The sequence below is a fragment of the Burkholderia semiarida genome, assembly GCF_029268935.1.
GTDB lineage: Bacteria > Pseudomonadota > Gammaproteobacteria > Burkholderiales > Burkholderiaceae > Burkholderia > Burkholderia semiarida.
In genome coordinates, this window is record NZ_JAHLCL010000005.1 from 248,493 (window position 1) to 260,619 (window position 12,127).

At 69.7% G+C, this 12,127-nt stretch carries 11 protein-coding genes; 8 read left to right on the forward strand and 3 right to left on the reverse strand.

Translation table 11 applies throughout. The features are described 5' to 3' along the window. Positions 1-91 precede the first annotated feature (91 nt). The 3 genes from katE (at position 92) to ligD (ending at position 6,102) form a co-directional block, all read left to right on the forward strand. Complete coding sequence (katE, locus tag KPB06_RS08000) at positions 92-2,197, forward strand: catalase HPII (protein WP_275905395.1); 2,106 nt, start codon at positions 92-94, stop codon at positions 2,195-2,197. Positions 2,198-2,268: 71 nt separating this feature from the next. Beyond that, the gene (gene ku, locus KPB06_RS08005; protein ID WP_275905394.1) at positions 2,269-3,279 is read left to right on the forward strand and encodes a non-homologous end joining protein Ku; all 1,011 of its coding nucleotides are present in this window, start codon (positions 2,269-2,271) and stop codon (positions 3,277-3,279) included. Between the two features lie 39 nt (positions 3,280-3,318). Then, the gene (gene ligD, locus KPB06_RS08010) at positions 3,319-6,102 is read left to right on the forward strand and encodes a DNA ligase D (protein ID WP_275905393.1); all 2,784 of its coding nucleotides are present in this window, start codon (positions 3,319-3,321) and stop codon (positions 6,100-6,102) included. Positions 6,103-6,106: 4 nt separating this feature from the next. On the opposite strand, the gene KPB06_RS08015 is transcribed toward ligD, so the two are convergent. Then, complete coding sequence (locus KPB06_RS08015; RefSeq protein ID WP_275905392.1) at positions 6,107-7,429, reverse strand: cation:proton antiporter; 1,323 nt, start codon at positions 7,427-7,429, stop codon at positions 6,107-6,109. 40 nt (positions 7,430-7,469) lie between these two features. Then, positions 7,470-7,832 carry a DUF3175 domain-containing protein gene (locus KPB06_RS08020; RefSeq protein ID WP_275905391.1) on the reverse strand — a complete coding sequence of 121 codons (363 nt, stop codon included), beginning with the start codon at positions 7,830-7,832 and terminating at the stop codon, positions 7,470-7,472. 154 nt (positions 7,833-7,986) lie between these two features. On the opposite strand from KPB06_RS08020, the gene KPB06_RS08025 reads away from it, so the two are divergent. The 5 genes from KPB06_RS08025 (at position 7,987) to KPB06_RS08045 (ending at position 10,571) form a co-directional block, all read left to right on the forward strand. Continuing rightward, positions 7,987-8,454 carry a hypothetical protein gene (locus tag KPB06_RS08025; protein WP_275920434.1) on the forward strand — a complete coding sequence of 156 codons (468 nt, stop codon included), beginning with the start codon at positions 7,987-7,989 and terminating at the stop codon, positions 8,452-8,454. Between the two features lie 85 nt (positions 8,455-8,539). Then, positions 8,540-8,905, forward strand: coding sequence for a DUF3022 domain-containing protein (locus KPB06_RS08030; RefSeq protein WP_059575213.1), 366 nt, complete (start codon positions 8,540-8,542; stop codon positions 8,903-8,905). Positions 8,906-9,163: 258 nt separating this feature from the next. Next, positions 9,164-9,712 carry a type 1 glutamine amidotransferase domain-containing protein gene (locus KPB06_RS08035; RefSeq protein ID WP_059575215.1) on the forward strand — a complete coding sequence of 183 codons (549 nt, stop codon included), beginning with the start codon at positions 9,164-9,166 and terminating at the stop codon, positions 9,710-9,712. Positions 9,713-9,716: 4 nt separating this feature from the next. Next, entirely contained in the window at positions 9,717-10,046 is a 330-nt protein-coding gene (locus KPB06_RS08040; RefSeq protein WP_099318434.1) for a DUF1488 family protein, read from the forward strand. A gap of 279 nt (positions 10,047-10,325) precedes the next feature. Next, the gene (locus KPB06_RS08045; protein WP_275905389.1) at positions 10,326-10,571 is read left to right on the forward strand and encodes a hypothetical protein; all 246 of its coding nucleotides are present in this window, start codon (positions 10,326-10,328) and stop codon (positions 10,569-10,571) included. 22 nt (positions 10,572-10,593) lie between these two features. Here KPB06_RS08045 and KPB06_RS08050 read toward each other — a convergent pair whose 3' ends face one another. Next, entirely contained in the window at positions 10,594-11,844 is a 1,251-nt protein-coding gene (locus KPB06_RS08050) for a phosphatidylserine decarboxylase family protein (protein ID WP_275905388.1), read from the reverse strand. Between the last annotated feature and the right edge of the window lie 283 nt (positions 11,845-12,127).

Below are 12,127 nucleotides of genomic sequence, written 5' to 3' on the forward strand. Positions count from 1 at the left end.
GGCCGGCTTTCCCCGCCGTTCGCACGCGCGCGCCGCGGCGCGCCGGCGTGCATGGCGGCTCCCCATTCGAATACCAACAGGATACCTGACGATGACGAATCCCCCATCCGCCGGCAAGACGCCCCCGACGCAGCCGCACGACAGCGCGAAGTCGCGCCAGCTCGAAGCGAATCGTGCGCGGCCCGACGGCGAGGCGTTGCGCACCAACCAGGGCGTGCGGATCGCCGACAACCAGAATACGCTGCGAGGCGGCGCGCGCGGCCCGTCGCTGCTCGAAGACTTCATCATGCGCGAGAAGATCACGCATTTCGATCATGAGCGCATTCCGGAGCGCGTGGTGCACGCGCGCGGCTCGGGCGCGCACGGCGTGTTCCGCGTCTACGAGCCGATGGCCGACTACACGAAGGCCGTGTTCCTGCAGGACCCGGCCGTCGAAACGCCGGTGTACGTGCGCTTCTCGACCGTGCAGGGGCCGCGCGGGTCGGCCGACACCGTGCGCGACGTGCGCGGCTTCGCGGTGAAGTTCTATACCGAGGAAGGCAACTACGACCTCGTCGGCAACAACATGCCGGTGTTCTTCATCCAGGATGCGATCAAGTTTCCCGACTTCGTGCATGCGGTGAAGCCCGAGGCGCCGAACGAGATGCCGACCGGCGCGTCCGCGCACGACACGTTCTGGGATTTCGTGTCGCTGGTGCCGGAAACCACGCACATGGTGCTGTGGCTGATGTCGGATCGCGCGCTGCCGGCGAGCTATCGCGCGATGGACGGCTTCGGCGTGCACACGTTCCGCTTCGTGAACGCGGCCGGCGTCGAGCGTTTCGTGAAATTCCACTGGCGGCCCGTGAGCGGCGCGTATTCGCTGCTGTGGGACGAGGCGCAGCGCATCGCCGGCCACGACCCGGATTTCAACCGGCGCGACCTGTGGATGGCGATCGAGCGCGGCGACTATCCGGAGTTCGAGCTCGGCGTGCAGATGATCGATCCGGCCGATGCCGACAAATTCGACTTCGACCTGCTGGATCCGACCAAGCTCGTGCCGGAAGAGCTCGTGCCGGTGCGGCCAATCGGCCGGATGACGCTGAACCGCAACCCCGACAACTTCTTCGCGGAGACCGAGCAGGTCGCGTTTCACCCGGGCCACGTGGTGCCGGGCATCGATTTCACGAACGATCCGCTGTTGCAGGGGCGGCTGTTCTCGTACACCGATACGCAACTGAGCCGGCTCGGCGGCCCGAATTTCCACGAGATTCCGATCAACCGGCCGGTGTGCCCGTTCGCGAACAACCAGCGCGACGCGATGCACCGGCAGACGATCAACGTCGGGCAGGCGTCGTACGAGCCGAACTCGACGAGCGGCGGCTGGCCGCGCGAGACGCCGCCCGCGCCGTCCGGCGGCGGGTTCGAAACCGTGCCCGAGCCGCTCGAAGGCCACAAGGTGCGCGTGCGCAGCGAATCGTTCGCCGACCATTTCTCGCAAGCCGCGCTGTTCTACCAGAGCATGACCGAGATCGAGCAGCGGCATATTCGCGATGCGTACTGCTTCGAGCTCGGCAAGGTGACGCAGCCGCACATTCGCGAGCGGGTGGTCAACGAAATCATCGCGCGCTTCGACGCGGGGCTCGCCGCGCAGGTCGCCGAACGGCTCGGGCTGCCCGCGCCGCAGGCGGCCGCCACGCCGGCCGTCCCGCAGCCCTCGCCGGCGCTGAGCCTGATCGGCCGCGCGAAGCCCGGCATCCGCTCGCGCAAGATCGCACTGATCGCGACGCCGGGCGTGAACCCGGTGCTCGTCGAGCAGGTGCGCGACGCGTTGCAGGCCGCGCACGCGGTGCCGACGATCGTCGCGCCGACGCTCGCGCCGATCGGCGGCATCGTGCCGGAGGCGACGCTCGCCGGCATGCCGTCGGTGATGTTCGACGCGGTGTTCGTGTGCGGCGGCGACGGCGATGGCCGCGATCTCGCGCACAGTGCCGACGCCCGCCATTTCGTGCGCGAGGCGTTCAAGCACCTGAAGCCGATCGCGGCCGTCGGCTCGGGGCGGCAATTGCTCAGCGCCGCGCACTTGCCGGATCCGGCTGAAGGCGTGTGCGTCGGGCAGGCTGTCGATCTCGACAAGGTGCTGGCCACGCTGTCGGATCACCTCGGCCAGCATCGCGTGTGGGCGCGCGAACAGCAGGCGGCGGAACTGCCGGCATAGGGCCGGCGGCGGTTCGCACCGGACGGCGCGCCTGCCCTCGGGCGGGCGCGCATCGGGCAAGGAGGAACAGCATGGCACCGCGGATGATATGGAAAGGCGCGATCAGCTTCGGGCTCGTGCACGTGCCCGTGCAACTGTTTCCGGCGACGCGCACCGTGAAGCCGTCGTTCCGGATGCTTGACAAGCGCTCGATGGACCCGATCGGCTATCGGCAGATCAACAAGCGCACCGGCAAGGAGGTCACGCGCGAGGACATCGTGCGCGGCTACGAGTACGAGAAGGAGCGCTACGTCGTGCTGACCGACGACGAAATCCGCGCGGCGAACCCGGAATCGACGCAGACCGTCGACATCCTGACCTTCGTCGACGAGGACGCCGTGTCGTTCCTCTATCTCGACACGCCGTACTACCTGGTGCCGGACCGCAAGGGCGAGAAGGTCTATGCGCTGCTGCGCGACGCGCTGAAGGACAGCGGCAAGATCGGCATCGCGCTCGTCGTGATGCGCGACCGCCAGCATCTGGGCGCGCTGATCCCGGTCGGGCCGATACTCGCGCTCGATACGCTGCGCTGGCAGGAGGAACTGCGGCCGCTCGACGAGCTGTCGGTGCCGGCCGACGACGCGAAGGGCGCGGGCGTCACCGCGCGCGAACTCGCGATGGCGAAGAAGCTGATCGACGACATGTCCGGCAAATGGACGCCCGATGAATATCACGACACGTTTCGCGACGACATCCTCGAACTGGTCGAGCGCAAGGTGCGCGCGGGCAAGGTCGAGGAGATCGAGGACCGGCCCGCGCAGACGGGCCGCGCGGCGACCAACGTGGTCGATCTCACCGAGCTGCTGAAGCGCAGCCTCAAGGGTGGCGCCGGCGCGCGCGCGGCGGATCTGCGTGACGAGCGCGACGAAGCGGAAGAGGAGGCGTCATCGTCGCGGGGCGGCGCGCGACGCAAGCCGCCCGCGAAATCCGCGTCGAAAGGCACGACGACGAAAACCGCGGCGAAGCGCGGCACCGCGAAACGCGGCGCGGCGAGCGAGCCCGCGGCGAAGAAGACCGCCGCGCGACGCAAGCACGCGGCGTGAAGCCGATGACGCCGACTCCGATTTCGACGAGGTGACGCGATGGCCGGCAAGCTCGATCCGTATCGCCGCAAGCGCCATTTCGGCGCGACGCCCGAGCCCGAAGGCGCGCACGGGAAGCGTCGCGCGAAGGCGGAGGTGAAAGCGGGCACGAAGGCGAAGCCCGCCGCGCGCGCCCGCCACCCGCTGCGCTTCGTGATCCAGGAGCACCACGCGCGCCGGCTGCACTACGATTTCCGGCTCGAGCTCGACGGCACGCTGAAATCGTGGGCCGTGCCGAAGGGGCCGAGCTTCGATCCGCAGGTGAAGCGGCTCGCCGTGCATGTCGAGGACCATCCGCTCGAATACGCGTCGTTCGAAGGCGAGATTCCGGCCGGGCATTACGGCGCGGGGTCGGTCGTCGTCTGGGACGAGGGCACGTGGACGCCCGACGGCGGCGTCGCGCAGGCACGCGAAGGCTATCGGGCGGGCAAGCTGACGTTCCGGCTCGACGGCGAGAAGCTGCACGGCGGCTGGGCCCTCGTACGCAGCGGGCGCCAGGAGGGGCGCCAGGAGCAGTGGCTGCTGATCAAGGAGCGCGACGACGACGCGCGCAGCGCCGATGAATTCGACGTGGTCGGCGAGCGGCCGGGCAGCGTGCATGACGGCGCGTCCAACGGCGCGGCGCGCAAGCGAGCGGCGCGACGCGGCGGATCGACCGGCGCGAACGGCGATTCACGGGCAGCGCGACCTGCAAGCCGCGAAGGCAACGAAAGCCAGCGCCCCACCGATCCGTCGCAAGTCGAGGGCGCGGTGCGCGCGCCGCTGCCCGAGCGCGTCGCGCCGCAACTCGCGACGCTGGTCGACGCGCCGCCGACCCACGGCGGCTGGTGCTACGAACTGAAGTTCGACGGTTACCGGATCCTCGCGCGCATTGCAGGCCAGGGCGCGCGCCGGCGCGTCACGCTGATGACGCGCGAAGGCCGCGACTGGACCGCGAAGCTGCGCGCGCAGCGCGACGCGCTCGCGGCGCTCGACGTCGACGACGCGTGGCTGGACGGCGAGGCCGTCGTGCTCGGCGAAAACGGCCTGCCCGATTTCCAGGCGTTGCAGAACGCGTTCGGCACGGGCCGCTCGGATGCAATCACGTTCTTCGCGTTCGATCTGCCCTATCTCGACGGATACGACCTGCGCGACGCGCCGCTCACGGCCCGTCGCGCGCTGCTCGAACCGCTGCTCGCGAACAGCGATCCGACGCGCGTGCGTTTTTCGCCCGATCTCGGCGAGGACGTCGCGTCGCTGATCGCGAGCGCCTGCGACACGGGCCTCGAAGGGCTGATCGGCAAGCGCGCGGAGTCGCGCTATCGCGCCGGCCGTTCGCCGGCGTGGATCAAGCTCAAATGCCGGCGCCGGCAGGAATTCGTGATCGGCGGCTTTACGGAACCATCGGGCAGCCGGCACGGCTTCGGCGCGCTGCTGCTCGGCGTGCACGAACCGCCGCCGGCCGGCGAGCGGCGGCGCGGGCCGGGGCCGCTGCGCTACGTCGGCCGCGTCGGCACCGGATTCGACGCGCGCATGCTCGACCGTCTCGCCGCGATCCTGCGCAAGCACGAGCGCGACACGATGCCGTTCGACGCACCGCCGCGCGAACGCACGCGCACGCGCGTGCACTGGGTCGAGCCGACGCTCGTCGCCGAATGCGAATTCGCGGAATGGACCGGCGACGGCATCGTGCGGCAGGCCGCGTTCATCGCGCTGCGCGACGACAAGCCGGCGCAGCAGATCGTCCGCGAAATGCCGAAACACACGGAAACGGAGGTGACGATGGATCGACGCGAAACCACGCACGACGACAAACGCAAGCGCGCATCGCCTGCCGCTCATGAAACGGCCGCTCGCAAGCGCACCGCACGTTCCGGCGCGGCCGCGCGCGCCGAAGACGGCGCGGCTGCGCCAGACTCGCTCGGCGGCGTGCGCATCACGCATCCCGAGCGCGTGCTCGACCCGCAAAGCGGCACGCGCAAGATCGATCTCGCGCAGTATTGGCAATGGGTCGCGCCGTGGCTGCTGCCCGACCTGAAAGGCCGGCCCGTCTCGCTCGTGCGCGCCCCGGGCGACATCGCCGGCGAGCTGTTTTTCCAGAAACACGCGGAGCGCCGCGAGATTCCGTTCGTCACGCAGCACGAAGGGCTCGACCCCGGCCACGGGCCGTTGCTGTCGATCGACAGCGTCGACGCGCTGCTCGGCGCCGCGCAAATGGGCACGGTCGAACTGCACACGTGGAACGCGCATGCGTCGAACATCGAGCGGCCCGACCGCATCGTGTTCGACCTCGATCCCGATCCGGCGCTGCCGTGGCGCACGATGATCGACGCCGCGCAACTGGTGCGCGGCCTGCTCGACGAGCTGGGGCTCGTGTCGTTCTGCAAAACGAGCGGCGGCAAGGGGCTGCACGTCGTCGTGCCGCTCACGCGGCACGCGGGCTGGGACGACGTGAAGGATTTTTCGCGCGCGGTCGCGCAGCACGTCGCCGGCACGCTGCCCGAGCGTTTCACCGCGACGATGGGGCCGCGCCACCGGCGCGGCAAGATCTTCGTCGACTACCTGCGCAACGGGCGCGGCGCGAGCACGATCGCCGCGTATTCGGTGCGCGCGCGGCCCGGCATGGGCGTGTCGGTGCCGCTCGAGTGGGACGAGGTGCCGCAGACGACGGGCGGCGCACAATGGACGATCGACACGTTGCACGTGCGGCTGGACGCGCTGAAGCGTGACCCGTGGGAAGGCTATGCGAAGGCGCGCCAGCGCATCACCGCGGCGATGCGGGCGCGGCTCGGCGCGGACACGTGAACCGTCAGCGACGGCGCTGCTGCAACCGGTAATACCAGTTCATCAGCGGCGTCGCGGAGACCCCGTGCGCCACCACCGACGCGGACACGACGGCCAGCACGGGCGCCGCCAGCGGGCGCACGGCCTCGGACGGCCCGTGCTCGAGCGCGAACAGCAGATAGTAGAACGAGCCGATCCCGCGGATGCCGAACCACGCCATCAGCCGCCGCTGCGCATGCGTCGCCCGCGACCCGACGAGCGTGACCAGCACCGCGAGCGGGCGCACGGCGACGAACAGCACGGTGGCCAGTGCGGCGGCGCCCCACGTGAACAGCGGGCCGGGCAGCGTCGACAGCACGCTGCCGATCATCGTCATCACGATCGCCTCCGCGATCCGTTCGAGCTCGATCGTGAAGCCGAGCACCGATTCGGCCATGAACGCATGCGCCTTGTCCGGATGCTTTTCGGTCGCGACGACGTCTTCCGAATCGATCCGGCCGATCACTTCGCGCGGCGGACGGTCGCCGCTCGCACGATGCTCGACGCGCCGCATCGCGACGCCGGCCGCGAACGTCGCGATGAAGCCGAACGTGTGCGCGAGCTGTGCGGCGCCGAACGACAGCACGATCAGCGCGAGCGCGAAGAAGCCTTCGAGGCCGAGCGCCTGCGCGTGGCGCGTGCGCAGCCAGCCGATCGTCTTCGTCATGGCCCAGCCGAGCCCGCCGCCGATCGCCGTCGCACCGGCGATGCCCCACAGCGCGACCAGCGCGAACGTGCCGGACAGCGGCGGGATGCCGTGCGTCGCGCCCGGTGCGCCGCACAGCGCGAGCCCCGCGAGCGCGAACGGCAGCGCGATGCCGTCGTTCATCCCGCCTTCGCCGGACAACGCGAAGCGCACCAGGTCGCGATCGCCCGGGTCGTGCACCTGCACGTCGTGCGCGAGCACGGGATCGGTCGGTGCGAGGATCGCCGCGAGCAGCAGCGCGGGGCCCCAGCCGACGCCAAGCGCGAGCACCGTGCACGCGGCGAGCAGCGGCACGGTGACGACCATCGCGAGCAGCCCGAGGCGGCACGGCACGAGCCACAGCTTGTCGGACAGCGGCACGCGCAGCCGCAGCCCGATCGCGAACAGCGATACGAGCAGCGCGACTTCGACGATCGCGCGCAGCAGGGGGCCGTCGCGTTCGAGGTCGAGATGCAGCAGGCCGGCGCCGCTCGGGCCGAGCGCGACGCCGAGCACCAGGTAGATCATGGCCGAGCTGCATGGCAGGTGGCGCAACGCGGACGTCACGACGCCCATGCCCAGCAGCACCGCGCCGATGATCAGGTACCAGAGGGTTTCGTGCATGTGTGATCGCAGCGGAGGGAGACGGGCGACGCGCCAGCCGTCAGGGCTTGCGGCCGAACGCTTCGCGCAGCTTGCTCTTCGCGCGTTCGAGCGTTGCACGGCGCGTTTTCGGCAGGTTGCGGCCCGCGCGGTTCACGTAGAAGTTCAGCATCGACATCGCCGACTGGAACGGCGACGCCTTGCGGCGGCGGCTGTGTTCGGCCGAGTGCTTCAGCGACGCGGCGATCGCCGCCGGATCGTCGGATTTGAAGATGTCCGGCTCGATGTCGAGCGCATCGCTTTTTTGCGTGACTTCGCCGGACCAGCGCTGGCGGTGGTTCGGATCGGCGCCGCGTGCGCGGCCGGGGCGGCGCGTATGGCGCTTGCCGTGTGGGTGGGAAGCGGAAGCAGAAGCGGAAGGCATAAGGCGGAGGCTCCGTATGGGTCACGGACAAGTCGTGCGCGGGAGGGGAGCAAACCGCGTGCCGCATCTCGAACGTCGCCGGCGCGGCATGGGCCTTGCTGAAAGACCGGAGCAGGAATTTCCATCACGCGATCGTCCATAGGGAGAAAACGCCATGAAGTCAGTATTCGAATCGAAGTTCGTCGCGCGCCACGTGCTGGGCTGCGCGGCCGTCGCGATCGCCGCGGCTGCACCGGCCGCATGGGCGCAGAACTCGCAGCGCTCCGACGAGGGTACCGGCGCGCCAAATCCGTCGATGGACATGTCTACGCCGGGCACCAACGGCAATACGGCCGCGCCGCCGCCGCCGGCGGGCACGCAGCGGCATGGCGCGAAGCACGGGATGCGGTCGCACAGCGGGTCGGCCGGCCATGTGAAGCCGGGCGGCGGCCCGAACGGTGCCGGCCAGGGCGGCAGCGGCTCCCCCGGCGGCGGCGTCGGCGGCGGGTCCGGTGGGGCCGGCGGCACGGGCGGCTCGGGTGGCACGAGCGGGACGGGCGCCGGCAACGGCGGGTCGGCGGGCTCGACGGGCACGGGCGGCGGCGGGGCCGGCGGGACGGGCGGCGGTTCCAGCGGTTATTGACGGTGTCGTGCCGGCGCGGCCGGCACGGCGCGATGGCGGCGCGGTTACCCGGGACGGGCGCGCCGCCACCACGCAGGAGGACATCATGCAATCGAATTCCCGGATTTTTCTGGAGCACGACGAGATCGACGACGATGCAGGCGACATGGACGATCTCGACACGACGGTGCACGTGGACGTCGAAACGGGCAGGGTCATGTTCCATGCGGCGTGGGCGAACGCGGTCGAGGCGCCGCCCGAGGCGGCGCGGCATTCGGTCGTGCTCGCGCTCGAATGCTCGACGATGGAACGCTATGCGGACCTCGACGACGGCGCGCGGATGCGCGTGCATGCGATGTTGCATGACGCCGTGCAGCAGACGCTCGAACAGTTGCCCGATACCGACGAGAATCTGACGCTGACGGTCGAGCTGACCGACGCGATGCTCGACGCCGCGCGTCATTTGCAGTGATCGCGGCGCATCGAACGGGCGCACGGCGTCGGCTTACATCCCGTTGAAAAGTTTGCACCCCCGACCGTGACGAACGGGGCAGGCGAGACGACGAGAGGCATACGCACCCCGGCGCGCGGGTCGTTCCCCGATTGCAGGGCAATACAAGCGCGCATGGTTGCCGCGGCGTGCCGCCTGCGGCGCCTTGAGCACGCGGCACGCCGATTGCTGCGCGACGAACACGGCACGACGTGTGCCACACCTTCCACGGAGGCATTCATGAGCGGCAGGCTGGATCATTGCAAGGTAGCGATTCTCGCGGTCGACGGCTTCGAGGAAGCCGAGCTCGTCGAACCGCAGCGCGCGCTCGCGGCAGAAGGCGCGCAGGTGGACGTGATTTCGCAGAAGGGTGGCGAGATCCAGGGCTTCAGGCATGTCGACAAGGGCGAGCGCGTGAAGGTCGATCGCACGTTCGACGAGGCGCGCGAAGGCGACTACGACGCGGTCGTGTTGCCGGGCGGCGTCATCAACGGCGACGCGATCCGGATGGTGCCCGCCGCGCGCGAATTCGTGACGGCGGCGGTGGGCGCCGGCAAGCCGGTCGCGGCGATCTGTCACGGCGGCTGGCTGCTGGTATCGGCCGGGCTGGTCGACGGCAAGACGATGACGAGCTGGCCGAGCCTGCAGGACGACATCCGTCATGCGGGCGGCAAGTGGGTGGACGAGGAAGTCGTGCGCGACGGCAACCTGATCACGAGCCGCAAGCCGGCCGACCTGCCCGCGTTCAACGGCGCGCTGGTCGAGCGTCTCGCGGCGCGGGGGGCGTGAGCCGATGCCGACAGGTTCCCCGCGCGCCGTCACGCTGACCGACGAACCGCCCGCGTTCGACGGCGCGGCGCTGCAAATGCGCTTCGTCGTCGAGGTCAGTGGCGTGCCGCATGACTGCGCGATCACCGTCGAGGCGCTCGAAGACCATTTCGGCGCGCGCTCCGCGCTGGAAGCCGACTTGCGCGATGCGTTCGAGCGCGGCCGTGCGCGGATCGAAGCCGCATGCGCGGACGTGCTGGCGAGCGGCAACCATGACGTGGTGCTGCACAGCGGGTATTTCCGTGCGCCGGCAGGCGCAGCGAGGGCCGGGCTGTTTCGTTCGCGGAGATCGTGAAGCGAACGCGTTTCCCGAAGCATCTGCTCGGTACGTTGTCCAGACGGATCGACGCTGGTCGCATCCGGCGGCCTGCCATTACACGCCGTTGAAAACTTTGCAGCGGCTCGAACACGTCGTCCGGCGCCACATCGCGCGGTGCGCGCGCCCTGCGGACACCGGCGGCACGAGAGCGGTTGGCGCGGTCCCTGCATGCCCCTGACGTCGCCGGCGCACGATACGCGCCGCATGCCGAGGCGACGCCGTCGTCGAGCGCAGCCGTCAACCGGGGAAACGAGCATGCTGACTGCCCACGAATTCGCCGCACTGTTCCTCGCGCATCACGCGCCGGAACAGATCCAGATCGATCGCGACGACGTCGTCGCGCTCGTCGAACGACGCCTGATCGTGATGGAGCACGACGACGCGTCGGGCGCGCACCGACCCGCGCTGACGGCCGACGGCCTGTCGGTGCTGCGAGGCGTGCAGCGTCATGACGCCGCGGGTGCCCACGCGATCGCCCTGCACGATGTGACCGACGGGTGATGCGCAGGGTCGCGCACCGCGCTCACCGCGCGATCGCGACCGGCGCATTGACCTGCACGACGGGCGGCTCGCGTTCGAATGGCGGCGCGTACAGGAAGCGGTCGATCACGCCGGGCTCGAACAGCAGGCAGTAGGTCGAGCCGCCGAACTGGAAGTAACCGATCTCGTCGCCCTTGTCGACGCGCTGCCCCGGCACGACCTCGACCACGCACGACGATACGTCGCCCATCCCGACGAAAACGGCCGCCACGGTGCCGATGCCCGGATCGTCGCTCGCGATCGCGATCACCGCGCGTGCGGCCACCGCTGTCATGTAGCCCTGCGAGTCGTTGAGCCCGGCCGGGTCCGGGCCTTCCGCTTCGGCGACCGAATAATAGGCGCCGTCTACCCGATACGCGTGCGTGACGACGCCGCGCACCGGCGCATGCCAGCGGTGATAGTTGTACGCGCTGAGGTAGGCCTGATAGACGTCGCCGCCGACGAAGCGCTCGGCGAGCGGCAGCCACGCGGGCGTGAAGAGGTCGCGCAGCGAATACGGCTGCGACTTGATCCAGAACGTGTCGCGCAGCTTCACGTTGGTTTCGGCGTGATAGGGCGCGGCTTCGCACGCGCTGACGATCACGTGTGGATCGTTCGGGGCCGCGACGGGCCGCGCGCCATCGCGAAAGCGCCGCGTGAAGAAGTCGTTCCACGAATCGAAGCCCCAGTGCGGCTGGTCTTCGCGATACTGGAACTGCGACAGCCCCAGACGCTTGCGTGCTGCGTCGCAGAACCAGCCGTCGGGCGCGGACGTGTCGAGATGCGTGCGCGAGTGCGGGCCGCCAAGGAAGTCGCACCAGACGTTCAGCACCCGCTTCAACTGCGCGTTCACGGCCGCGTCGCGAAACACCGCGTGGCCCGACGGCATGCACATCGGCCAGTCGAAGAACGCGTTCAGCGGGCACACGATCAGGCTTTCCTCGCTGAACGGCGGCGTGTAGGTCATCAGATGGTCGAGCACGGTCATCAGCTCGCCGATCGACGTGTAGCCGAGCCGGTATCCCGATTCGCACGCTTCGTCGATCGCGCGGGTCAGGCTCATGCGCAGCACTGCGTTATCGTCGAACAGCCGTGCGAGGTCCTGCACGGCCGGCGTGCGCAGCCGCTCGCCGGCATGCGCACGGGCTTCGTTCGCGATTTTTTCGCGGAACGCGGCCATGCGGGATTCCTCGGTGGCCATCCATCCGCCGAGGCGGCGGCGTGTGGCGGGCGGCGTGTTGCGATTCGTCGGCATCGTCACCTCCGGAACGGTTTCGGTCGAATCAGCGGAGCAAGATGCTTGCCCGGCGGGCGGCACCGAAATTGCTGCGTTCGGGCGACCGGTTTCTTTCGATGACTCAGGAGAACGGAATGGCTACAGCTTCGAATGCACGACAGACCCACGATGCAGGCTCGACGGACGAGCGTCGCCGCGACGGGCAACGGACCGTGACGCCGACACGTACGCGGGCTCGAGTGCGAGCGCAGGCGGCGCCGCGCGACGGCGCTCGGCGGGCCGAGCGCGGTGACCGCGGCAC